This is a genomic window from Hymenobacter sp. FMD4, assembly GCF_058932745.1.
This window is the reverse complement of sequence record NZ_JBZYWH010000016.1, coordinates 94,614-118,428: the sequence shown is the minus strand read 5'-3', so window position 1 is coordinate 118,428 and position 23,815 is coordinate 94,614. Positions and strand designations below refer to the sequence as shown.

23 protein-coding genes are annotated in these 23,815 nt (G+C 60.8%); 19 read left to right on the top strand and 4 right to left on the bottom strand.

Features of this window, described 5'->3' with window-relative positions; translation table 11 throughout:
* Positions 1 to 1,234, top strand: a 1,234-nt coding sequence (locus AC5FXY_RS15150; RefSeq protein ID WP_493557540.1) for an alpha/beta hydrolase family protein, incomplete at its 5' end; no start/stop codon positions are given.
* Positions 1,235 to 1,467: 233 nt separating this feature from the next.
* On the opposite strand, the gene AC5FXY_RS15145 is transcribed toward AC5FXY_RS15150, so the two are convergent.
* A complete protein-coding gene (locus AC5FXY_RS15145) occupies positions 1,468 to 2,331 on the bottom strand; it encodes an SDR family oxidoreductase (RefSeq protein WP_493557539.1) in 864 nt (287 codons plus the stop codon).
* Between the two features lie 123 nt (positions 2,332 to 2,454).
* Between AC5FXY_RS15145 and AC5FXY_RS15140 the strand changes: the two genes are divergently transcribed.
* Together AC5FXY_RS15140 and AC5FXY_RS15135 are read left to right on the top strand one after the other, a co-directional pair.
* Positions 2,455 to 3,645, top strand: a complete 1,191-nt coding sequence (locus AC5FXY_RS15140) for a hypothetical protein (RefSeq protein WP_493557538.1) — start codon at positions 2,455 to 2,457, stop codon at positions 3,643 to 3,645.
* A 64-nt stretch (positions 3,646 to 3,709) separates the two neighbouring features.
* On the top strand, positions 3,710 to 4,906 hold the full coding sequence (locus AC5FXY_RS15135; RefSeq protein WP_493557537.1) for an MFS transporter: 1,197 nt from the start codon (positions 3,710 to 3,712) through the stop codon (positions 4,904 to 4,906).
* 204 nt (positions 4,907 to 5,110) lie between these two features.
* On the opposite strand, the gene AC5FXY_RS15130 is transcribed toward AC5FXY_RS15135, so the two are convergent.
* Positions 5,111 to 5,779: a T-complex 10 C-terminal domain-containing protein gene (locus tag AC5FXY_RS15130; RefSeq protein ID WP_493557536.1), complete on the bottom strand. Its 669-nt coding sequence runs from the start codon at positions 5,777 to 5,779 to the stop codon at positions 5,111 to 5,113.
* Between the two features lie 210 nt (positions 5,780 to 5,989).
* Between AC5FXY_RS15130 and AC5FXY_RS15125 the strand changes: the two genes are divergently transcribed.
* The 13 genes from AC5FXY_RS15125 to AC5FXY_RS15065 all read left to right on the top strand — a co-directional run bounded on the left by AC5FXY_RS15125 (position 5,990) and on the right by AC5FXY_RS15065 (position 18,241).
* Entirely contained in the window at positions 5,990 to 6,148 is a 159-nt protein-coding gene (locus AC5FXY_RS15125) for a hypothetical protein (protein WP_493557535.1), read from the top strand.
* Between the two features lie 144 nt (positions 6,149 to 6,292).
* Positions 6,293 to 6,970: a head GIN domain-containing protein gene (locus tag AC5FXY_RS15120; protein WP_493557534.1), complete on the top strand. Its 678-nt coding sequence runs from the start codon at positions 6,293 to 6,295 to the stop codon at positions 6,968 to 6,970.
* 129 nt (positions 6,971 to 7,099) lie between these two features.
* Positions 7,100 to 8,050 (top strand): helix-turn-helix transcriptional regulator, encoded by a 951-nt coding sequence (locus tag AC5FXY_RS15115; RefSeq protein ID WP_493557533.1) that lies wholly within the window; start codon positions 7,100 to 7,102, stop codon positions 8,048 to 8,050.
* A gap of 82 nt (positions 8,051 to 8,132) precedes the next feature.
* Complete coding sequence (locus tag AC5FXY_RS15110) at positions 8,133 to 8,660, top strand: DinB family protein (protein WP_493557532.1); 528 nt, start codon at positions 8,133 to 8,135, stop codon at positions 8,658 to 8,660.
* 109 nt (positions 8,661 to 8,769) lie between these two features.
* A complete protein-coding gene (locus tag AC5FXY_RS15105; RefSeq protein ID WP_493557531.1) occupies positions 8,770 to 9,288 on the top strand; it encodes a DinB family protein in 519 nt (172 codons plus the stop codon).
* Between the two features lie 119 nt (positions 9,289 to 9,407).
* Positions 9,408 to 10,004, top strand: coding sequence for a pseudouridine synthase (locus AC5FXY_RS15100; protein ID WP_493557530.1), 597 nt, complete (start codon positions 9,408 to 9,410; stop codon positions 10,002 to 10,004).
* Positions 10,005 to 10,412: 408 nt separating this feature from the next.
* Complete coding sequence (locus tag AC5FXY_RS15095; RefSeq protein ID WP_493557529.1) at positions 10,413 to 10,874, top strand: cold-shock protein; 462 nt, start codon at positions 10,413 to 10,415, stop codon at positions 10,872 to 10,874.
* 42 nt (positions 10,875 to 10,916) lie between these two features.
* A complete protein-coding gene (locus tag AC5FXY_RS15090; RefSeq protein WP_493557528.1) occupies positions 10,917 to 11,126 on the top strand; it encodes an alkylphosphonate utilization protein in 210 nt (69 codons plus the stop codon).
* Between the two features lie 207 nt (positions 11,127 to 11,333).
* Complete coding sequence (locus AC5FXY_RS15085) at positions 11,334 to 11,864, top strand: hypothetical protein (RefSeq protein ID WP_493557527.1); 531 nt, start codon at positions 11,334 to 11,336, stop codon at positions 11,862 to 11,864.
* A gap of 17 nt (positions 11,865 to 11,881) precedes the next feature.
* Positions 11,882 to 12,448: a GNAT family N-acetyltransferase gene (locus tag AC5FXY_RS15080; protein ID WP_493557526.1), complete on the top strand. Its 567-nt coding sequence runs from the start codon at positions 11,882 to 11,884 to the stop codon at positions 12,446 to 12,448.
* Positions 12,449 to 12,713: 265 nt separating this feature from the next.
* The gene (locus tag AC5FXY_RS15075) at positions 12,714 to 15,485 is read left to right on the top strand and encodes a cation-transporting P-type ATPase (protein WP_493557525.1); all 2,772 of its coding nucleotides are present in this window, start codon (positions 12,714 to 12,716) and stop codon (positions 15,483 to 15,485) included.
* A 139-nt stretch (positions 15,486 to 15,624) separates the two neighbouring features.
* Complete coding sequence (locus AC5FXY_RS15070; protein ID WP_493557524.1) at positions 15,625 to 16,617, top strand: 2-hydroxyacid dehydrogenase; 993 nt, start codon at positions 15,625 to 15,627, stop codon at positions 16,615 to 16,617.
* 169 nt (positions 16,618 to 16,786) lie between these two features.
* A complete protein-coding gene (locus AC5FXY_RS15065) occupies positions 16,787 to 18,241 on the top strand; it encodes an L-lactate permease (protein WP_493557523.1) in 1,455 nt (484 codons plus the stop codon).
* A gap of 283 nt (positions 18,242 to 18,524) precedes the next feature.
* Here AC5FXY_RS15065 and AC5FXY_RS15060 read toward each other — a convergent pair whose 3' ends face one another.
* Entirely contained in the window at positions 18,525 to 19,190 is a 666-nt protein-coding gene (locus AC5FXY_RS15060) for a porin family protein (protein ID WP_493557522.1), read from the bottom strand.
* A 180-nt stretch (positions 19,191 to 19,370) separates the two neighbouring features.
* On the opposite strand from AC5FXY_RS15060, the gene rlmF reads away from it, so the two are divergent.
* The gene (gene rlmF, locus AC5FXY_RS15055) at positions 19,371 to 20,345 is read left to right on the top strand and encodes a 23S rRNA (adenine(1618)-N(6))-methyltransferase RlmF (RefSeq protein WP_493557521.1); all 975 of its coding nucleotides are present in this window, start codon (positions 19,371 to 19,373) and stop codon (positions 20,343 to 20,345) included.
* An 869-nt stretch (positions 20,346 to 21,214) separates the two neighbouring features.
* Positions 21,215 to 21,595, top strand: coding sequence for a DUF805 domain-containing protein (locus tag AC5FXY_RS15050; protein ID WP_493557520.1), 381 nt, complete (start codon positions 21,215 to 21,217; stop codon positions 21,593 to 21,595).
* An 87-nt stretch (positions 21,596 to 21,682) separates the two neighbouring features.
* Here AC5FXY_RS15050 and AC5FXY_RS15045 read toward each other — a convergent pair whose 3' ends face one another.
* The gene (locus AC5FXY_RS15045) at positions 21,683 to 22,816 is read right to left on the bottom strand and encodes a putative sensor domain DACNV-containing protein (protein ID WP_493557519.1); all 1,134 of its coding nucleotides are present in this window, start codon (positions 22,814 to 22,816) and stop codon (positions 21,683 to 21,685) included.
* A gap of 151 nt (positions 22,817 to 22,967) precedes the next feature.
* Between AC5FXY_RS15045 and AC5FXY_RS15040 the strand changes: the two genes are divergently transcribed.
* On the top strand, positions 22,968 to 23,399 hold the full coding sequence (locus AC5FXY_RS15040) for a VOC family protein (RefSeq protein ID WP_493557518.1): 432 nt from the start codon (positions 22,968 to 22,970) through the stop codon (positions 23,397 to 23,399).
* Positions 23,400 to 23,815: the final 416 nt, after the last annotated feature.

Genomic DNA, 23,815 nt, shown 5'->3' with positions numbered 1-23,815 from the left:
TGTTAGCCTGTATTCGGCGCATTTTGCAACACCACTTTTCAGACACTGCCTAGTAACCGGCGTGCGGCCGCAGTCCTCCGCCGAAGCGGCCAAGCTACAGGCCGACGACGTGGTACTCGGCCTCGACGCCGCCGAGGTGCGCGACGTGCCGCACTTCGTGAGCCTGCTGAAGCAGTACAAAACCGGCGACAAAGGCACGCTCACCCTGCTGCGTCGGGGCAAAACCGTCCGGCAGAAGCTCGTATTCAAGCCCTACCCCACCGAAACCAGCCCGCGCTACACGGCGCAGTACGGCAGCGTGCAGGCTGGCCCAAATCAGCTGCGCACCATCATTACGCGCCCGACCGGCCGCAAGGCGCAACACCTGCCCATGGTGCTCATCGTGCAGGGCGTGGGCTGCTTTTCCATCGACAACCCGCTGGTACCCGACGACGTGACGCGCCGCATGGTGGACTCCCTGAGCCGCCACGGCTACGCCACCATGCGCATCGACAAAACCGGCATGGGCGACAGCCAGGGTACGCCGTGTCAGGAATCAGACTTTCAGATGGAGTTGGCCGGCTACAAGGCCGGGCTGGCCGCCATCCAGCAACTCGCCTGGGTTGATCAGGACAACGTGTTTCTTACCGGTTTCAGCATTGGGGGCATCATGGCTCCGCTGGCGGCCCAGGGCGTGCCGGTGCGCGGCATCGTGACGTGGGGCACGGCCAGCCGCACCTTTCTGGAGTACCTACTTCAGAACCGTCGCAACCAGGCCGAACTGCGCGGCATGCCCGCCGACGAGCTGAACCGCCACATGCAGGTGTACGCCGACGTGATGCACCGCTTGCTCATACAAAAGCAGACGCCCGAGCAGATCTTGGCCAAATATCCCGAAGCCAAGGACATGCTGGCTTTGCCGCAGCACTACACTTATATGCAGCAGTGGCAGGATGCGAATTTGGCGGAAGCGTGGAAAAATCTCGATACCAACGTGCTCATCCTGCGCGGCGCGGCTGATTTCATTTCCTACAATGAGGATCAAGAGCTGATTCTGAACACCGTGAACCGGGCGCATCCTGGCCAGGCCACCTTCCAACTGATGCCCGAGGTGGACCACGGCTTCACCCGCGCCCGCGACATGCCGGAAAGCGTCCGCTTGGACGATCAGCCGAATCCGGAGAAGAACTTCGAGTTCATGCAAGTAATTGTGCGCTGGCTGAATGAGAAGCAAAAGCGCAAGGAGCGGGTGTAAGTGCTAGCGCTAAGGTTAGTTGCCCTCTCAACTTAGGAGGGCTAGGGGTGGTTGATGGGTCGTTGTTTACCCCGCTCGACACGAGAAATGCCCTTTATCCTTTAGCTCTAATCCTTCAACCATCCCTAGCCCCTCCTTATCTAAGGAGGGGAACTAGCCTTAGCTTAGCTTTTAATCGAAAGGGCAGCCGCACTAAGTGCGGCTGCCCTTTCGACGTTTTGGCTTAGCCCAGATTACGTATTCAGAATCTCACCGCCGTTCGGGTGCAGGGCCTGACCGGTGATGTAAGACGAGTCCTCTGAAGCTAGGAAGACGTAGCAAGGGCCTACCTCCGAGGGTTGACCAGGACGCTTCATGGTGGTGTCCTGACCGAAGGTTTCCACTTTTTCGGGGGGGAAGCTGGCGGGGATAAGCGGCGTCCAGATGGGACCGGGCGCTACAGAGTTGACGCGGATTTTCTTTTCGGCCAGCTGCTGCGCAATGGAACGGGTGTAGGCCGTGATGGCACCTTTGGTGGAGGTATAGTCCACGAGTTGCTGATTGCCGCGGTAGGCGTTGATGCTCGATGTGTTGATGATCGTATCGCCTTCCCGCAGGTGCTTCATGGCGGCACGCGTTACGCGCACGAAGGAGAAAAAATTGACCTCGAAGGTGTCCTTCCACTGCTCGTCTCCGACTTCGGTCAGGTCTTGGCTGACAAACTGCTCGGCGGCGTTGTTCACCAGGATGTTCAGGCCACCCAGTTCCTGCGCGGTGCGCTCCACGATTTGCTCGCACACCTGCGGGTCGCGCAGGTCACCGGGCAGCAAGAGGCAGCGGCGCCCCTCCTGCTCAACGAGCTGGCGGGTTTGCTGCGCATCGGTATCCTCTTCGGCGAGGAAGTTGATGGCCACATCGGCGCCTTCGCGGGCAAAGTGCACGGCCACGGAACGGCCAATGCCGGAGTCACCGCCCGTTATCAGGGCTACTTTCCCTTTGAGCTTGTCGCTGCCCTTGTAATTCTCGCGGATGTACTCCGGCTTAGGCGTCATTTCCTGCTCGATGCCGGGCTGCTGGTCCTGTTCCTGCGGCGGTAATTTCGTGGGTTTGTCTGCCATAGCGTTTGGTCGTGTAGAGGGATTGAACTTGGGCAAACGCAGAGGCCAGGGCAGGGGTTACTGCCCAGCCAGTTGAAAAAGAATGGCTCTTAGCTTGTCAGCGGAGCGTTTTTGTGCTGCCCCATGTTGGCAGAGCACCAACGTTTTGCAGCTCCCCTGAGCGTGATTTACTCCTTGATCAGCTTTCTGATATCCCTGTTGCGCCGCGGGTGCAGCCGGCAATTGCTGGCGGCCTTTACGCTGCTTCTGCTGCCGGGCCTGGGCCTGCTACTGGCCAGACAAGTGGCGGGCCCCATCGCGCCCATTGCGTTACGCCCCGAGCCGCAGCCGCTGGTGCCGCAGGAATTTTACATCGAGCGCATCATCGACGAGCGGAAGGACAAAAAGGCTGTGGCTTATCTATTGACAGCGCCCAACAAAGCAGCCCAGCCCGTGGACCTGCAGGGGGGCGGGCTGGCGGGTATCCGGCAATTCGTTAACCAAAGCCTGCGCCGCAACACCGCGCTGCGGCCCGTCACCATTCGGGTGCAGGAGTGCAGCGTGACAGAAACGGCCGTGCCGGGCACCAACTGGCTGATCGACGGCCGCGTGGTGGTGCACCTCGTGTACGAGTGGCCGCGCAACGGACAGCCCGTGCGCCTGACCAGCTACCAGGGCGGTGCCCGTTACCGTCGCACCACCGCCCAGCTGAACGCCATCGAGCCAACGCTACGCCAAAGCCTGCTGGAAGGCCTGCGCAACTTCAATGCCTGGATGACCCAGGAGGCGCCGCACAATCCCAAGCTGGTGACCAAGCTGCGCGTAGTACGCCAGGACTACACCACCAACACCGACCCCGACACGCTCTTTTATTCCGTTGACCGGCCGCTGCGCTGGGACGATTTTCGGGCCCAGCCGCGCCCGGGGCCTTACGGCGCCTCCATCTTTCCTAGCTTCGCCTACCAAGCCCAAAGCCGCGTGGTAAATGGCGCCATTCAGCTGGATCTGACGATGAAAGTATTTGCCGTGCGCAGCTCCTCCTGGGTATCGGCCACCACCCGCCACGATGCCGGCGCCCTGCAGCACGAGCAACGCCACTTTGATATCGTGAAGCTGGTGGCCGAACGCTTCAAGCGCAAAGTCCACCCCGACAGCATGACCGTGGACAACTACAATGCCCGCATGCAGTACCAGTATTTGCAGTCGTGGTGGGAGATGAACCGCCTGCAGGAACAGTACGACCGGGAAACCGGCGGCGGGCAGAATCCTGCTGCCCAAGACCAGTGGAACCGGCGCATCGAGGCCGAATTGCGGCAGTACGGCGTACGCCCGTAATCCGGCGCCGTATACCGCTACTTTTGGCGGACCCGCGGCTGCGCGGGCAGTTATCGGCTGAACCATGACCACTCTTTCCGCAGCGGCACCGCAGCCGGCCCGGGCCCGGCTGGCTGTCACGCTGTTTTTTCTGATATCCGGGTTTGGTTTTTCTACCTGGGCTTCGCGCATTCCTACCATCCAACAACAGCTGGGGCTAAACGAGGCGCAGCTGGGTAGCGTGCTGCTGGCCCTGCCCGCGGGGCTCATGCTCACGCTACCGGTCACGGGCATGCTCCTGCAGCATTTCAGCAGCCGACAAATCATGCTGGTGGGCGCGCTGCTGTTCAATGCAGCGCTGGGCCTGCTGGGCTGGGTTACGCACACCTGGCAGTTGGTGGTGCTGCTGTTCTGCTTTGGCTCTTCACGCAACCTGCTCAACATTTCCGTCAACGCGCAGTCGGTGGGCGTGCAGGCTTTGTACGAGCGGCCCATCATCACCACGTTTCACGGCATGTGGAGCGTGGCTGGCTTTGGGGCGGCGGCCGTAGGCGCGCTGTTGGTTGGCCAGCAGGTGGCGCCGGCTTACCACTTTTTGGCCGTCGCTCTGGGGTTGACGGCGCTGGCCCTGGCCTTCTTTCCAGCCAGCCTGCCCTTGCCGCCCAGCTCCGTTACGTCTTCCCGCCCCGGCTTTGTACTGCCTGATAAGCGGCTGCTGAAATTCGGGCTGATGACCTTCGCCTCCATGGCCTGCGAAGGCACCATGTACGACTGGAGCGCCGTGTATTTCGCCAAGGCCGCGCACGCGCCGGTGGGCGCCGTAGGCTTCGTGGTATACATGGTAGCTATGACAACGGGTCGCTTTCTGGGCGACACGCTGGTAAGCCGTTTCGGAGTGCGCCGCATGCTGCGCGGCAGCGGCCTGCTGATGACTGCAGGCTTGGCGCTGGCCGCCCTGGTGCCTACACCGTTGATGACGGGCGCAGGCTTTGTACTAGTGGGCCTGGGGGTGTCGTGCGTGGTGCCGTTGGTATTTGGCATGGCTGGGCGCTCGGCTACGCTGAGCAGTGGCGCGGCCATTGCGGCTGTATCCACCGTGGGTTACTTCGGCTTTTTGGTGGTGCCGCCAGTAGTGGGTTTTGTGGCCGAAGCCGCCAGCCTGCGCTGGGCCTTAGGGCTTATGGCCTTGCTGGGCGTGCTGCTCTATGCGCTGGTAAGTCGGCTACAGGAAGCCGAAGTCACCGTAGCCGCGGCAGGCAAACAACCGGTAGCAACTGAATAATTAGCCTAAGTTTAAAACACTGCAGTAAGCATTAAGTATGTCATGCTGAGCGCAGTCGAACCGAAGACAGGCGCGAGCCAAGCATGACGGCTCTAACCTTAGCCCCCCCTTTATCAACAGCTAAATCACCCTCATACAAAAAGCTGGCCCTACACCTGTTGCGGTGTAGGGCCAGCTTTTTACTTGCGCAAGCGCGGCGAAGCGTTAGTCTTTCACTTTCACCGTGCCGTCGTCGGCGTCGCGTTTCACTTTGCGGCCGCTGGGGTATTCTACTTTCCGGTCGCCGTCGGCGTCAATTTTGACCTTTTTGCCGTTGGCGTACTCCACTTTCACGTCGCCGTCGCCATCCTTCTTGTACTTCACAATGGCCGGCCCACGGCGCCGAGCGGCGCTAGCGTTGGTGCCGCTGGTGCCGGTAGCAGCGTTGGCTTGGGTCGTGGCTTCTGCCTGGTAGTACTCGCCCCCATAATAGCGGGTGCGGTTGGTGGTGTAGGTACGGTAGCGCGCGTCGTCGTTAATGATGGTGCGCACTTCGTTATCGGTGTCGGTATCGATCTGGCGCACGGCGGTGTAGCGGCCGGCAGTGTCGGTAGCGTACTGCTCGTCGGTGTCGCCGAGGCGGCGGGCGCGGGTGTAGTACGTGGTGCGCAGGCGGCGGACCTGGGCCGTATCGTTGATATTCAGGTCGCGGGTTACCTGATCAGCCACGCGGTTGCCCTGATCCTGGTAAATGGTCATATCGGCGTCGTTGTCAACGACTACGGCGGTATCAGAAGTGGGCGTAGTGGCCGCGTCCACAGCGGCGGCTTTGTCCTGATTGCAGGCACTCAGCGCAGCGGCAGTCAAGCCGAGAAAGAGCAGATTATATTTCATGATTGACAAAAACTAAGTGGGGAAGTAGTCCGCGCTAAAGGCGTCTTACCCCGCTGTACGGATGAGGTGCAGACGCAGTTATCGGCCCCGACAGCTGGGCCGGTGACGGAGCGTTTCGCTGCGGGACCAGCGGGTGGTCTGCCTAAGCTATATCTGTCAGCGTTGCCGCTGCGGTGAGGTAGCGCCGAACCGCGTGTTCACTGCTTCATAATGGAAGCCGCTGCGCCCACGGCGCACGCCGTCGGCCAGTTGCCGGAGCGGCGCGGGTTGGTAGCCCGCCAGAACCAGCCCAACGCATTGCCAGCAGAAATCGGCCTACTGCATGCGCGGCAGACTTTGAACGCTTCGCGCAATCAGCTGGCCAGCTAGCCCACGCTCCGGGGCGCGGTGACTTTTCAAGTGGTTCCGAGTGGGCAGCTTTCTGGCTAGCAGACAAAATATTCATGGCCCAGGCAACGCTAACGCGAGCCCAGTCATCTGCCGCTTATCAGACACTCTCAACCTTTCTGCGCTATGATAACCCCGACCCTACTTCGTACCCTGGCCGCCACCGCCGGTTTCTGCCTCGCCCATTTGGCTGCTCTGGCTCAGGGCGAGCTACGCACCGTGCCCACGTTTGAACGCCTTCACGCCAGCGGCGCAGTGCGAGTGGAACTAAAGCAAGGACCGACGGCCGAAGTGCGGGTGGAAGCCGAGCCCAACACGCTGGCTCAGGTGCGCACCGAAGTAGAAAACGGTACACTCAAAATCTATCGGCAAAAGCAAAAAGGCTTGTCGGTCAGCAACTGGAAAGCCGAGCGCGTGACAGTCTACATCACCACGCCGCAGCTTTCGGGCATTGAAGTAACGGGCGCCAGCGACGTGAAAGGCCTGACGCCCATCAAGACCGAGAACCTCACCATCCGGGCCAGCGGTGCCAGCGACGTGGTGTTGCAGCTCACGGCCCGCACGCTCAAAGCCACTGCCAGCGGCGCCAGCGACATCCGGCTGTCGGGCAACGTGGAGCGCCAAGAGGTACACCTGAGCGGCAGCAGCGACCTGCGCGCCTCAGAACTGCAGTGCCAGCAAGCCGATGTGGAAGTTTCCGGCGCCAGCGACGCGTTCGTGAACGTATCGGGCCGGCTCACGACCCACACCTCCGGTGCCAGCGACGTGCACAACAAGGGCAAGGGCCGGGTAGCCGCGCGCTAGTGCCCTGGCTGAGGCCTCTATATTTTGCCTACTTATAATTGCCCTACTACGCGCCGCCCAAGCTACCCTGCTTGGGCGGCGCGTATCATTTAGCGGCGCTCAACAACTCTAGTTGCCTATTTTGCCGCTATGAACCGCTTCGACCGCATCACGGCTATCCTGATCCAGCTGCAAGCCAAACGGGTAGTAAAGGGCCAGGAGCTAGCCGAGCGGTTCGGCGTGAGCCTGCGTACCGTATACCGCGACCTGCGCACCCTGGAGGAAGCTGGCGTGCCGCTATTTGGCGAGGCTGGCGTGGGCTACTCGCTGGCAGAGGGCTACCGCTTGCCGCCGGTGATGTTTACGCGCGAAGAGGCCACGGCCCTGCTCACGGCCGAAAAGCTGGCCGCTCAGCTTACCAACCCGCACATGGCCCGCCTTAGCCAAGCCGCCATGGACAAGCTGCGGGCCGTACTCGGCCGCGCCGACCGCGACTACCTCGTCGAGCTGAGCCAGCACGTGACGGTACTGAAACCCTGGCTGCTCCGCCACGCCCCGCCCCCCACCGACAATACCCACCAGCTGCTGCTCACCAGCATCAGCTCGCACCGGCTGGTGACGCTGGAGTACCGCGCCGGTTACCAAGGCGCTCCTACCCAGCGCGATGTGGAGCCCATCGGACTGTACTTCGGGCATTTTTGGCACATGGTGGGCTACTGCCGACTGCGGCAGGAGTTTCGGGATTTTCGCCTCGACCGCATCATCAGCCTGCAGCTGCGCGACGAAGAGTTTGCCCCGCGCCCCGAAACGCTGCAGTCGTATTGGGCCGCGCGCGACTGGCTGCGCGAGAGCCATGCGGTGGTGCTGCAGTTTCGGCCCGAGGCCATGGGGCACGCCAACGAAAACAAGTACTACTTCGGCTGGGCCGACGAGCACACATTGCCCGACGGCGCCGTGGAAATGACGCTGCACTCCATGAGCCTGGAAGGACTGGCGCGCTGGCTGCTGCTCTTCGGCGCGCAGGTGCGCATTGTGTCGCCGCCGGAGCTGCAGGAGCGGGTGCGGGAGCTGGCCCGTGAGGCGTACCAACATTTTTCTTGACCACCGCTTTTGCTGCTGACATAAGGCTGTCATAGGGTGCCGCGAGCTTTGAGGTATCAATCAACCCAAACCCCAAAGCCCCATGGAAACAACCCTGGCCCCCTCCATCCTGGCCCAACAGCTGCTGCCCGAGCTCGACCGCGAAGTGCAAGTAACGCGCCGCGTGCTGGAGCGCCTGCCCGAAGCCCAGCTCGACTGGCGACCCCACCCCAAGTCCATGACGCTGGCCCAGCTCGGCTCGCACACGGCCAACCTGCTGAGCTGGGTGGCGCCCACTTTCGCCTCGCTCGAATACGACCTGGCCAACGAAGCCGCCGAAGAGCCCCAGCCGGCCACCACCACGGCCGAAATCCTGGCCCGCCTAACGGCCAACGCCACCGCTGCCCGCGCCGCTCTAGCTGCTGCCGACGACGAAGCCTTTGCCGAAAGCTGGACGTTGCGCCACGGCGCGAAAGTAATCCTGACCCAAACGCGGGCCGAAGTGGTGCGGGAGCATTTCCTCAGCCACCTCATCCACCACCGCGCCCAGCTTACGGTGTATCTGCGTCTGCTAGAAGTGCCCGTGCCCATGGTGTACGGCCCCACGGCCGATGAGCAGGCCGGCTGGTAAGCTGTGCTGGCGTCCTGCTGCAAGCCTGACTGGGCTTGCGGCAGGTACCGCTGCCCTTTGCCTTCGGCTGTTCGTGTTTGCTGTTTTTCTACCCCTATTCCTTATTTCCATGACGCTGGCCTCGCAAACCCAGGATTACACCGCCTACAACCTGTGGGCCAATCAGCAGCTGGTTGCCTGGCTCCTGACGAAACCCGCTGAGTTGCTGGAGCAGGAAGTTCTTTCCAGTTTCCCTAGCCTGAAGCTTACGCTGCTGCACATTTGGGATGTGGAGCGCGGCTGGCTGGAGCACTTACAGCAGACCCCAGCGTCGGAGTCGTTTCGCTACGGCTTCCCAGGTACACTTGCTGATATCAACGAAGGGCTACTCCGCGAGTCGGAGTCACTACGGGCTTATGCGGCCTCGCTTTCCGCGGCGGAGCTCACGCAGGAATGCTATTTCCACATTCCCGGTATCATTGAAGCCACCCGGCCCCGCGTGGAAATCATTCAGCACTGCGTGCACCACAGCGCCTATCACCGCGGCCAGCTCGTGACAATGGGGCACCACCTCGGCATAACCGATGCTCCCATGACCGATTACATGTTCTACCTGCTCATGGCCCGGCCGCAGCTGGCGGTGGCCTAGGCAGAACTGCTTACCAGACTTACCCACGCCGGCCGAAGCTTTTGTAGCTTCGGCCGTTTTTTTAGGCACCAATTACCAGCCGTGGTGTTTGCGGTGCAGTTGCCTGTTTTTCATCCTCGATGCATCACCAGCATTTCATCCTGCACAAGCCCTTCGGCTACCTGAGCCAGTTCGTCACCGATGCCAGGAAAAAGCGGCTGCTGGGCGAACTGTACGACTTCCCCGCAGGCACCATGGCCATTGGCCGGCTCGATGAGGAAAGCGAAGGCCTGCTGCTGCTCACAACCGATGGCCGCGTGAGCGAGCAAATCCGCAACGGCGGCGTGGAAAAGGAATACTACGCGCAGGTAGATGGTCTCATCACCGAGGAAGCCATCGAGCAAATGCAACAGGGCGTGGAAATCGGCATCCGCGACGTGAAGTACCAAACCAATACCTGCACAGCCCGCCGGCTACACACCGCGCCCAGCTTTGCGCCCCGCGCCAAGCGCATCCGCGACGACCGCCACGGGCCCACCAGCTGGGTCAGCATCACGCTCACCGAAGGCAAGTTCCGGCAGATTCGAAAGATGACAGCGGCCGTGGGCTTCCCTACGCTGCGGCTAGTGCGCGTGCGCATCGGCGACCTGTGGTTGGGCGACATGGCACCCGGTACAGTACTGGAGGTCAGCGGCTTTGCGGCACCAAAGCCCAGCTTGGAGGTTAGCTCGTTGTAGCACCGAAACCATATAGCAGGGCTGGACTGCCGTGCATGTACACCATTACCCGGCCGACAGACCAAACAGATTCGGCCAGGCGACGTGCATTGCTTAACCCGCTGGCAAGCCAAATCCAGCGTCTGACCGAGTCCAATGGTCTCAAGTTCGCTCAAACTTCAGCTGGCCTTTCCACTCTGCTTCCAGCTAGGCCTACCGGCTCAGGGCTTTTTATCGGCGGTTTAATTACTACCGGTGCATTGGCTAGGGCTGCCGCTACGCACACATGAAGCCCTACCGGATAAACCTGCTACTAGAGCACTCCGAAGGAACCAGAAGCATACCGTTTTGCGTATCTTTACAAGAATTCGCCCATCGGTTTGGGCTTTCGGTTTCGCAGAGCCGGTTGGATTTAACAGCAGATAATATATGAGCAGAGGCCAAGGCACTTTCGGCAAGAGGGAAAATGAAAAAAAGCGACTGAGCAAGCGCAAGCAGAAGGAAGAGCGTAAGGAGGAGCGCCAAGCCAATGCCAAGAAAGGCCAGAACCTAGAAGATATGCTTGCCTATGTGGACGAGGATGGCAACATCGTGGCCACGCCCCCAGACCCCCAGAAGCGAAAGGAAATTGACCCGGCCAACATCCGTCTCGGCGCTGCGCCGGTAGAGGAAGAAGATCCGAGCGAAGCCATCCGCCAGGGTGTGGTAGCGTTCTTCAACGAATCGAAGGGCTACGGCTTCATCAAGGACAAGCGCACGCAGGAAAGCATTTTCGTGCACGCCAACGGCCTGGTTAACCAGATCAAAGAGGGCGACACGGTAACTTTTGAGGTGGAAATGGGCCATAAGGGTCCGCAGGCGGTATCGGTACGCACGGCTCCGGCCGCGTAACCCACCAGGTTACAGAGCAGCATTCCGGCTTTTGATTTTTTAATGGAAACCAAGGACAGCAACGGCAACCTCCTCAACGAGGGCGACACGGTTACGCTGATCAAAGATCTGAAGGTGAAAGGCTCTTCGCAGACGCTGAAGCGCGGTACGGTGGTCAAGAATATTCGCCTGACCAACAGCCCCGCCGAAATCGAGGGCCGCGCCGGCGGTACTGTGATGGTGCTCCGCACGGAGTTTTTGAAGAAAGCTTAGCCGCTCTGCTATTCACAGGTTCTGATAAGACCGAAGCCCCGACGGGGCTTCGGTCTTTTTTGTTGAACGCTGTCGGGCCGCGGAGCTTTGCTGAACCCGCCCCGTGCCTTTATTTGCTCCGGGCAAAAAATGCAGCTGCCCGGTGACAGGCAGCTTTTTTCTACCGAGCTTACCGCTAGCTACGCCCAGGCCTTCACTCAGCACCTTATGAAACCACTGCTACTGCTCACCTTGCTGCTTTTCTCGGGCCAGGTATATGCGCAGGAGCCCGAGCGTCACCAGACTTTCCGGGACTACAAGCTGGCGATGGGCGCCGTGGGCAACCCCAAAATGCTGGGCCTGCAAGCCGAGCTGCGGGTGTTGAAACACTTCGGCATTCGGGCCGCGGGCCTGCGGGTGTTCGGCTACGAGCGTAGTAGCGAACGAGGCTACGGCGGCCTCGGCCTGCTGACATATTACCTACCCACGCACAACCAGTTTCTGGAAGTAGGCGCAGGCCTGGGCGCCGTGTACTCCTCCTACCATTGGAACACGGGCTATGATGCCGGCGTGGTGAACGACCTGAGCATTGGCGCCGGTGTAGGGGCCAACGTCCGCTTCAGCAACCGCTTTCGGGCCGGCCTGAGTGGCTTGGTGGTGAACGGTTTCGAAACCAATTACCTGTCAGGCGACATGCGCATTGTGCGACGCAAGCTCATGGTGATGCCCGCCCTTTCTCTCGACGCGCTGCTGTTCTAACGCCACCTGTCCCCACCATGAGCCAACCCACCTTATCCGTCCGCGAGCTGCAAGCTACCGACATCGATGCGCTGGCCCGCTACTGGCTGGAGGCTGATGCCACCTACCTGCAAAGTCTGGGCGTGGACCTGAGCAAGCTGCCCACCCGCGTAGAGTGGACGCAGATGCTGACCGAGCAGCTCAGCACGCCGCTGCGGGATAAGAAATCTTACTGCATCATCTGGGAAGTGGATGGCCGAGCTGTGGGCCACTCGAACATCAACAAAATCCAATTCGGGGCGGAGGCCTACATGCACCTGCACATTTGGGAGGCGGAGGTGCGCCGCCAGGGCTACGGCCGCGCTTTGGTGCTGCTCACGCTGCCGTATTTCTTCGAAAACTATCAGCTGCAGCGCCTCTACTGCGAGCCGTACGCCCTAAATTCGGCCCCCAACCAAACGCTGGCCCGCCTGGGCTTTGCCTTCCTACGCGAGTACGTAACCACACCCGGCTGGATCAACTTCGAGCAGCCCGTGAAGCTCTGGGTCCTGACGCGCGAGCAATACGCCGCTCAGCAGCTTGGAACCCTGAATACCGCTCAGTAGCGGCCACCAGGGCCCTCCTCTTTCCTGTCATTAGTCACTTGGCGGCCTGACGCAAATCATGGGCCGGCGGCTGGCCTATGCCAACATTTGTGCTCGGAGTGCTGGCTCGGTCAGAGGCGCCAAACTTGCGTCGGGGGCCTGCTTTTTTCACTACGCTTTGTCCACCACGCACTTGGCTGTACCACAACTCCTGCCGCAGAGGGCAGTATACCCAAGATTCCGGTCACCGATTGAGGCCGGGAGCGACGAGCTAAACGAGCAGATCATGAGCGTAACAGAAGTACAAAAAACCACTCGGCCCGCCCTGCAGTTGGAGCAGCAGCAGTGGCACAGCCTGGCGGCCAATGAAGTTCTGGAGGCCTTGCAGGTATCGACGGAAAAAGGCCTGAGCGAAGAGGAGGTGACGCAGCGGCGGGAGCAGTACGGCCCCAACAGTATGACGCCCAAGCAGCAGCAAAGCCCGCTTTTGCGGTTTCTGCTGCAGTTTCATCAGCCGCTGATTTACATCCTGCTGGCGGCCACGGTGGTTACTATCTTCTTGAAAGAGTATACCGACGCCATCGTCATCTTCGCCGTGGTGTTCGTCAATGCCATTATAGGCTACGTGCAGGAATCCAAGGCGCTGGCCGCCATCGATGCCCTCGCCAAAAGCATGACGGCGCGGGCCCAGGTGCTACGCAACAGCCAGCGGCAGCACATTGATGCGCAGGAGCTGGTACCGGGCGACATCGTGCTGATGCAGTCCGGCGATAAGTTTCCGGCCGATCTGCGCCTGGTGCAGGAGCGCGACCTGAAGGTGGACGAATCAGCGCTGACGGGCGAGTCGGTGGCGGTGGAAAAAAACACCAAACCCGTGGACCCCGATGACGTGCTGGGCGACCGGCTGTGCATGGGCTTTTCCTCCACGGTGGTCACCTATGGTCAGGCCCGCGGCGTGGTGGTAGCCACCGGCGACGCTACCGAAGTGGGCAAAATTCAGCAGTCGATTTCCAGCGCGCAGGAGCTCGAAACGCCGCTCACCCGCAAGATCAAGGATTTCAGCCACCTGCTGCTGTGGGTGATTCTGGCGCTGTCGGCGGTGGTGTTCGTGGTGGGACTGATCCGCGGGGAGGGCATCGGCGACACGTTTATGGTGGCCGTGGCCCTGGCCGTGGGCGCCATTCCCGAGGGTCTGCCTGTGGCTGTGACCATTATGCTGGCTCTGGGCGTATCCAAAATGGCGCAGCGCCGGGCCATCATTCGCAAGCTGGTGGCCGTGGAAACCTTGGGCAGCACCAACGTCATCTGCTCGGACAAAACCGGCACGCTCACCGAAAACCAGATGACCGTGCAGCAAATCGTGGCGGGCGGCGCCTGCTACCAGGTAAGCGGCTTGGGCTACCGCCCCGAGGGCAGCATCGAGGCCGGTGGCCAGCCCGCCGACCTCGCTGCCAACCACGCCCTGCGGCAGTGCCTGCAGGCCGGCCTGCTCTGCAACGACAGCGCCATCGTGGAAAAAGAGGGTGCCTGGACCATCGAAGGCGACCCGACAGAGGGCGCTCTGGAAGTGTCGGCCTGCAAAGCCGGCTTCGACCGCAAACAGCTGGAGCAGGAGCTGCCGCGTCAAGACACGATTCCTTTCGAATCGGAGTACCAGTACATGGCCACGCTACACGGCGGTGCTCATCCGGTCATTTACCTGAAAGGCTCGGTGGAAGCGGTACTGGAACGCTGCGCCCACGCCCTGCAAGCCGACGGCGAGCTGGGCCCGCTCGATGCTGACGCCGTGCACGCGCACGTGGCCCGCATGGCTGGCGAGGGGCTGCGCGTGCTGGCTTTTGCCTGCGGCGACGCTGCCGGCCGCACCGGCATCGGCCACGACGACACGGCTTCCGAACTCGTGTTTTTGGGCTTACAGGGCATGATCGATCCGCCACGCAAGGAGGCCGTGGAAGCGGTGAAGCTGTGTCAGCAGGCCGGCATCGATGTCAAAATGATTACCGGTGACCACGCCGCCACAGCGGCTGCCATTGCCAGCCAGATCGGGCTGGAGGGCCGCCGCACCGACGACGGCAAGCTGCAGGCCATTACCGGCCGGGAGTTGCAACAGTTCGACGGCCAAGCGCTGGAACAAGTGGCCGAAGACGTGTCGGTGTTTGCGCGGGTAGCGCCCGATCAGAAGCTGCGCTTGGTAAAGGCCCTGCAGGCCCGCGACCGGGTGGTGGCCATGACCGGCGATGGGGTAAACGACGGTCCGGCGCTAAAGCAGGCCAACATCGGCATTGCGATGGGCATCACCGGTACCGACGTGGCCAAAGACGCGGCCGACATGGTGCTCACCGACGACAACTTTTCCTCCATCGAAGGTGCCGTAGAGGAAGGCCGCAGCGTGTTCGACAACCTGACCAAGTTTATCGTCTGGACGCTGCCCACCAACCTGGGCGAGGGCCTCACCATCCTGGCGGCCGTGATTCTGGGCAGCCAGTTGCCGGTGCAGCCCGTGCAGCTGCTGTGGATCAACATGACCTCGGCCGTGCTGCTGGGCCTTACGCTGGCCTTCGAGCCCAAGGAGCCCGGCATCATGGACCGCGCCCCGCGCCCCGCCAACGAGCCCATTCTGACCCGCGACTTGGTGATGCGCACGCTGCTGGTGGGCACCCTGATGCTGGTGTCCACATACGGCCTGTATCAGTATGAAATAAGTCAGGGCGCGTCGCAAGCCGAGGCCCAAACGGTGGCCACGACGGTGCTGATCGTGCTGGAATCATTCTACCTGCTGAGCTGCCGCTCGCTGGTGCGCCCGGTAAGGGACATCGGCTTTTTCTCGAACCCGTGGGTGTACTATGGCATCGCGGCCATGTTCTTCTTCCAGGCCCTGTTTATCTACGTGCCGTTTATGAACACGCTGTTCAGCTCCGCCCCGATCAGTGCGGCGCAACTGCTACGCATTTTCGGCGCGGGCCTGGGGCTGTTGATCATCGTGACCATCGAAAAAACCCTGCGCTTCCGCAGCAATGACCGCAAAGCCGCACAAGCCGCCGCAAGTGCGGAAGGCTAAAGAATCAAAAAAATAAATTCCCTGCCTCATCTGAGGCGGGAGTTACCACCAGCCTCAACCCTGCTGCCGCGCTCCGCGACTTGCATGAGCAATCGTCAAGGCTGCCCTTTCCCTTCGACCAAGTAAAATTCTTAAGCTCATGAACGTCTTCTGCTTCAATACCAAGCCCTACGACCAGCAGTTTTTCACCGCCGCTAACGAAGAATTTGGGCATCAGCTCACGTTTCTGGAAGTGCCGCTGAATGCCCAAACCACCGTGCTTGCCCAGGGCGCCGAGGCCGTGTGCGCCTTCGTGAACGACTGCGTGGATGCCCAAGTGCTCGGGCAGCTGGCCGAGGCGGGTGTGCGGCTGATAGCACTGCGTTGCGCGGGCTTCAATAACGTGGATCTGAAGGCCGCCACCGAACTGGGCCTGAAAGTGGTGCGCGTGCCGGCTTACTCGCCCCATGCCGTGGCTGAACATACGGTGGCGCTCATCCTGACACTGAACCGCAAAACCCACCGCGCCTACAACCGCGTGCGCGAAGGCAACTTCGCCCTCACCGGCCTCATGGGCTTCGACCTGAACGGTCGCACGGCGGGCCTCATCGGGCTGGGCAAAATCGGCTTGGTCACGGCCCGGATTCTGAAAGGCTTCGGCTGCCGGGTGCTGGCTTACGACGTGCAGCCCAGCCCCGAAGCCGAGCAGTTAGGCGTGGAACTCGTCGACCTGCCCACGCTTTACGCGCAGTCTGACATCGTTTCGTTGCACTGCCCGCTCACACCCCAAACGCACCACCTCATCGACGGGAAGGCCATCGAGCAGATGAAGGAAGGCGTGATGCTGATCAACACCAGCCGCGGAGCCATCATCGATACCAAAGCCGTGATTCGGGGCCTGAAATCCGAGAAAATCAAGTACCTGGGGCTGGACGTGTACGAGGAAGAAGGCGACCTGTTCTTCGAGGATTTATCGAACAAGGTCATCAAGGACGACGTGTTCATGCGCCTGCTCTCCTTCAACAACGTGCTCATCACCGGCCACCAGGCTTTCCTGACCGCCGATGCCATGCACCAGATAGCCCGCGTGACTTTGCAGAACATCCGCGAGTTTGAGCACGCGCAGGAGCTGACCAACGAAGTGCCAGCCTAAAAGCAGTCCAGACCGAGTGGCGCGAACGGGAGGAAGGCGAGGCCAAGGGATACTCCGCGTGGCGCTGCCGGCGCCAATTTGGGGCTAGGCTTTCGGGCACTGATTCCATACAGCGCGGTACTCCACGCAGTTATCTACCGAAGCCAGCCGTCGCCCATTATTTGCCGCTATGATCTACCTGCTCGCGCTGCTGCCCATTCTGCTCCTCGTCGTGGTGTCGCTCACCAAGGGCGTGAAGCCGGCGGTGCTGGTGGGCTGGGTGGCCACGAGTACGCTGTTTTTCTATTGGGGTGCGGGTGTGAGCCACTACTTCGGCGCCCTGGCCGTGACGCTGCTCACCACAGTGAACATCCTGATGATTGTGCTCGGGGCCGTATTTCTCTACAACCTGATGCAGCACACCGGGCTCATCGGGGAGATTACCGCGTCGCTGGACACGCTGCACCCTTCGCGGGAGCTGCGCTTTTTTGTGGTAGCCTTGGGGCTGACCGCATTTTTTGAGGGCGTGGCCGGCTTCGGCACGCCGGGTGCCCTCGTACCGCTGCTGCTCATTTCGATGGGCTTCGAGGCGGTGCTGTGCGTGTCGGTGGTGCTGTTGTTCAACGGCTTGGTGGCTTTGTTCGGGGCGGTGGGCACGCCGCTGCTCGTGGGGCTGCAGGTGCCGCTAGGCCTCCCGGCCGCCGAGGTCAAGACCATCGGCATTCTGGCAGCGGCGCTGGTGGCGGTGGCGGGACTGGCGGTGTTGGGGCTGGTGTTTCGGCTAATGCGGCGCGAGCAGGGGCCGCTGGAGCACCGCCCGCGGGTGCTGCTGCTGTATGCCTTCCTGATGGTGCCGTTCGGTGTTTTGGCTTGGCTGGTGCCCGAACTGGCCACGGTGCTCGGTTCGCTGATCATGCTGGGCCTCTCAGTGCTCTACCTACGACAGCCGGGCGCCCGGCTGAATCTGCGGCCGTGGCTGCCCTACGCAATATTGGCGCTGCTGTTGCTGCTGCCCAAGCTGCTGCCGCCGCTGCGCACGTTTCTTGGGCAGGAGCTGGTGTTCGAGGACTTATTCGGCTCGGGCATTCGGGGCGGGATTAAACCGCTGCAGTCGCCGTTTGTGCCCTTCGTGGTGGTGGGGTTGGGCGTGGCCTACCTGCGCAAAAGTCCGTCGTTGCACCTGAAGGCCGCATTCAGCAAAATGGCCAGCGTATTTGCGGTGCTGTTTCCATCGGTGGCCATTGCGCAGTTGATGATTTATTCGGGCGTGGAGCAGCCGTCGATGGTGAGCTACATTGCCGAGCTGCTCAGCGGTCTGGGCAGCGGATATCCGGTGCTGGCCCCGTTTGTGGGCGTGACGGGCACATTTATCACCGGCAGCACCACCATTTCGGCGCTGGTGTTCGGAGCCTCGCAGCAGCAAACGGCCGAGTCGTTGGGCATCAGCACGCCGCTTATTCTGGCCTTGCAGCTGGTGGGCGCTTCGCTCGGCAACGCCATTTGCCTGTTCAACATCATCGCGGCGGCTTCGGTAGCCAACATCAAAGACTACAAAACCGTGCTGGCCCACAACATGCTCCCAACACTGCTGGCTACCCTGCTGGCAGGTCTGCTGGCCATGGCCTGGCTGCTGACGGCGGGCTGAGCCTACTTTATACGGGGCCCGGGTTTTGGAAAAAAGACAGCTCCCATCACCAGGGGAGGGGACTGGGAGCTAATAGCCATTGGTTGCTAGGACTGTCCTGCCGGGCATGAGGCGCTTGAAGCAAGGAATAGAGACATCTCGCCGGATAGTATTCTGCCGATTAATGCTACGCTTAGACGTCAGCACGCGAGATGTTCCGACTGCACTCGACATGACGTTCTTTTTCCATTATTCTGGCAAATGAACAGCCGCCTTTAGCGCCCGCCAATCCAGAACACCGGCTCTACATTCGCGACGGCAGCTGGTAGCTGATCGAAGCTTGTAGCATCTGGCTGCGCAGCTCACCGTGGTAGCCAATGCGCGTCCGGTCGCGGGGGCTGATGGACGATAAATCGGTGGAGGCCCGCACTTCCAGCCCAAAGCCAGCCGGCAGCTGCACGCCAGCCCCTAGGCTCAGGCCGAGGGCTAGCCGGCGGTAATGCTCGGTTTCGGGACGGTCAAATTGCGTTTCCACCGGGCCGGCAATGGTGCTGATGGTAGCCGTGCCTTTCTCGTTGGCGTTCAGCAGCCAACCGACTTGCGGGCCGGCCTGCACAAAGGCCTTACCGAAATTGGCGCGCAGTAGCACGGGTACGGAGAGGTAAGTCAGGCGGAGCTGGTAGCGCCCTTTGTAGCCGCCATCGGCCACACTGTAATCCTCCACCGTGAGGTCGGAGTGCTGCCGGCTGAGCTGCAGCTCGGGCACTAAGGAAAGGTGCTTGGTCAGGCGGTGCTGATAGAAGGCCGCCAGCTGATAGCCCGAACCGACCGAGGACGTAGCTTCCCGCTCGCGGTTGGCGGGCTGCGGCTTCATCGAGGCGGCATTGAGCCCCACGCGTACCCCAAACTGGGCATGGGCACTAAGCGCCAAGCACAGAAAACCAGATAAGACCAGGCAATGACGTTTCATGACGATAAGATGGTAAAGCAGTTGCTTGGTAGAGCCAAGCTGGGTGGCCGAAGGTTGCACGGACCAGCCGTTGCTGTCGCCAACTCAGCAATCAGACAACGTTGGCCAAACTCTCACTAGCTTTGAAGTAACACCGGCCGCTATAAGGCGCCGACTGTCGCCCCACCCCTAGCCTGCCTCATGAATCAACCGCCGAAGGATTTCGCTGCCGACAAAGAAGGCCTGCACCCGCGCAACCGCCACCGCGGCCGCTACGAGTTTGAGCAGCTGATCAGCAGCTCGCCGGAGCTCAAGCCTTTTGTGGCCGCCAATGCCTACGGCGACAACAGCATCGACTTTGCCGATCCGGCCGCTGTGAAAGCCCTGAACCGCGCCCTGCTAAAGCACTTCTACGGCATCGACAACTGGGACGTGCCCGCTGGCTACCTCAGCCCGCCCATCCCCGGCCGCGCCGATTACCTGCACTACCTCGCCGACCTGCTGGCCGACAGCAACGCCGATGTGGTTCCGCGCGGCAAAGGCATCCGGGTGCTCGATGTGGGCGTAGGCGCCAACTGCATTTACCCCATCATCGGCCAGCGCGAGTACGGCTGGCGCTTCGTAGGCACTGATTCTGACCCCGTGGCGGTGCGCATGGCCAAGCAAATAGTGGCCAGCAACCGTGCGCTCAACGGCGCCGTGGACATACGGCTGCAACCAAGCACGGCTGACATCTTCAGTGGCGTCATTAAGCCCTCGGAGTTCTTCGATCTGACGATGTGCAACCCGCCTTTCCACGCCTCAGCTGCCGAAGCCGAGGCCAGCAGCCGGCGTAAGACATCTAATCTTGGCCAAAGCCCCAGCCCCAAGCCCGTGCTCAATTTCGGCGGCCAGCCCAATGAGCTGTGGACGCCCGGCGGCGAGGCCACTTTCCTCTGGCGTATGGCCGAAGAAAGCGCCCATCTGCGGCAAAATTGCTTCTGGTTTACCACGCTGGTTTCGAAGAAGGACACGCTTCCGGGCCTCCACAAGTCCCTGCAAAAGCTTAAGGCCACCGAGGTACGCACCATCGGCATGACGCAAGGCCAAAAGGTAAGCCGCTTCGTGGCCTGGACGTTTCTGGACGAAGCACAGCAGCAGGAGTGGCGCCAAAAGCGTTGGGCGGCGAAGAGCTAGGGCAGGTATCATTTTGCTCAACAAGGAAGAACTTACGATACCAGCTCCTGTTGGCTTGCCCGTTTAAGCGTTTGGCGGCGGACACCACGTGGGTTAGCCACTGCATTCTAGGAGAAACCGATATCCAATAACATTACGCGGTTCAGCTACAGCTGCCTGCAACGCAGCTGTAGCTGAACCGCGTACGGGTTGCGGGGCTGGCGGCGCTGGGTCTTACTTTCAGGCATTGGATTGCAGATGCCGCCGTGCGACTACTCGCCGTTGTGCTGGTTGGGCATGTCCCCGGCCCGAAACAAGAGGTGCCTGCAATGGCTACCCAAGCCGCCTCTGCCACATCCCTGAATCGAGTGCCGCCCTCACCACTGGCTTAGCCAACAATCTTGGTTTGCCGGCACTTGCTCCCGCATCCGCGACATGGGCTAGCAAAGAGTCTCGTTGCGTCCGTCAGCGGGTGGCCAGGACTGGCGCGTACCATCGGCCAGACTATTTCAGGCCAAGCCAATGAGATACTCACTCCATTTCCTACCGATGGATTGGCTCGGCAGACCATCACCGGCTGCCTACCTCAAACCGATTAGAACCTGTCCCTATAAGCTAGGCTTCATGGCCCCATACGGCTGTCTAGTGGCGGTTCCGTTGCCTCCCAATAGCACTATTTAACTTAAACTCGACCAGTAAGCATGCACAATACTTGGAATCTTACATATTTATATATCTTTAGGCCAACATTTAATTATCCCTAGCTAACGGCGTTTTACCAATGATCTGCCATCCATTACTGCTGCTTAGGTGGAGACCAGAACCCACCCTAAAAAACGGGGCGCTAGCGAAGAGCCTGACGAAAAGAACCTTTTAACCACTAAGGAAACATGCGTTACTTTCTGAGAGCCTTGAAGAACTATGCGGTATTTAGCGGCCGGGCCAGAAGAGAGGAATACTGGATGTTTATCCTGTTTCATGTCCTTTTCGCCTCGGCAGCCATCGTGCTGGATAACGTGCTCGGCACTGCCATCGGGGACAGCGGCTACGGGTATTTTTACCCTATTTTTTCGCTTACCCTGCTGATTCCCAGCATTTCTGCTTCGGTGCGGCGGCTGCACGATATCAACAAAAGCGGCTGGCACTTGCTGCTCGTTTTCATTCCCGTAGCCGGCGCTATCTGGTTGCTGATCATGCTCGCCACCGAGGGCACCGAGGGCGCCAATCATTACGGCTACGCCGCCCGACGCACCAAGGTATTTGCTTACTAGGCACGCAACGCGTCCACCCCTGCAACGGCGGCAGCTTCTCTCGGGAAGCTGCCGCCGTTTTTTCTAGCAGATCAGTCCATATCGGTCTTAGAGCAATAGCACATCGATGCGGTGGGCGTGCACCATTTGCAGTGTCGCTGACCAAGCAAATACCGTGAAGTAGCCGTCCTGCGAAGCCACGAGCGCCACGGCATCGCGCTGATCGTACACAAACTGGGCTGCGGCCAGATGGCGCGTGCCACCATTCTGGGCCGGATGCAGGTAGCGCGGTTCGCTGTCCAGCACGGGCTCGGTGAGCACCATTTGGTCCACGGGCACGCTATCAGCGGCACGAGCAACCTTGGCTCCGAAGGCCAGCAGGTGGTAGTCGCGGGTGATGATGGTGGCCCCGTCGACGGCGGTGAAGCCGCCCACAATGCCGATGGCCCGCTGAATATCCGCTTGCCATTGCCACTTGGCCTGAGCCTGCTGGCGGCCTTCGGCGATGCCGCTGTAGGCGGGCTGCACGGCGTAGGTGATGGGCTGCACGATGGAAGTCTGCCACTGCGTGGAGCCGGAAGGCACCACCAGCACTAGGCCGCCGCGGCCGTGCCCGCGCATGGCCGCAGCCAGCTCTACCAGCACGCTATCGGCGGTTTCGCCGCTGGCACCCGGCAGGCCCCGGCCCGGCAGGAAGCGTTGCAGCGCCGGGCAGTCGTCCACGGCCGCGTTGTTGGCATCGACGAGCTGCAGCTGGTCGCCGCGCAGGATGGCCACGTTCACGAATTTGCCGAAGCCATCGGCCGGCCGGTGCTTGGCCACCAGCAGGCCGGGCTCCACCACTTCCAGCACAAAGCACAGCGGTGGAATGCCGGTGGCCGTGCCCCACACGTAGAGGCCCTCTTCATCGTACCACACGCCCAGATGAATGCCGGGCTGCTCCACCGCAGGCGCCAGCTTGAGCAGGTTGTAAGGAATCAGACGGCGCTTGCTAAATACTACCGGCTGCATAGCCTGCCCGGGCTGCAGCAAGGCCAGCGAAATGCGGGGCGGATGCCCCTCCTCCCGGCGCAGGCTGGCCCAAAAAGCAGCGTCGATCATCACTTCCACCAAGTCGGTGGACGGGTGCGGCCCAAGCTGCGTCACTTCCAGTGCACTAGCTGCGGCGCGGTGCTGCGCGAAGTGCTTTTCAATCATGGGCGCCACCACGCGCGCCGCCAGGTACGAGGGTTCCGAGAGCATAAGAGGCAAGTACGGGCTTCGGGACGAATCGGGCTAGCGGGCCCGCCCAAAAATACCCCGTCGCAATTGCCCCCGTTGATTGCCGCATTACCCCACCTGCCCCGCCTTAGCGCCCTTTTACCTTTGAAATATCAACTCAAAACCCGCACCCATGGCTACCAAAATCTTTGTCAACCTGCCCGTCAAGAACCTAAGCGACTCTATTGAGTTCTTCACCAAGCTCGGCTTCAGCTTCAACCAGCAATGCACGGATGAAAATGCCACCTGCATGGTGATAAGCGACGACATCTACGTGATGCTGCTGGTGGAGCCCTTCTTCCAGAGCTTCACCACCAAACCCATTGCCGACGCGACCAAAGCCACGGAGGTAATCATCGCCCTCTCGGCCGATAGCCGGGAAGAAGTAGACCAACTGGCAGACAAGGCCATGGCCGCCGGTGCCCGCCAAGCCAAGCCGCTGCAAGACCAAGACTTCATGTACGCCCGCAACTTTCAGGACCTCGACGGCCACCTCTGGGAGGTGATGTATATGGACATGAGTGCCGTGCCGCAGGAGCAGCCCGCTGCCGAGGTAGGTGCTTAGTTCGGCACGCCGTACTCACAAATTACAGCTTGAACAGCCGCAGCGGGCATAAGCCCCGTTGTGGCTGTTTGGCTTTTGACCAGGATGTAATCATTACAGTGCCTCCGCCTGATCAGGCAGCTACTAGTCGAACCGAAATCGACGTAGTTAAGCTAGCTAACCGCCCCAAGCAGACAACCTACACCCCCGCTTCTCTTTTGGAGTGAAGCTCGAGGGATGACGTCCGATGAAGGGGTAAGGATGCTTGGCTGGGCATCTTCCGTTCAATTGTATTCAGCTTCACATTTTACAGTAATCGTACAACAGCTACTTACCGACTGACTTACGCTGCTCAAGTGTGGGATTCATCTGACTACGAAAATCTAACCCCAGGCTCCCATGGCCGCTGCGCGAATGGGGTTAGCCAGAGCAATTGA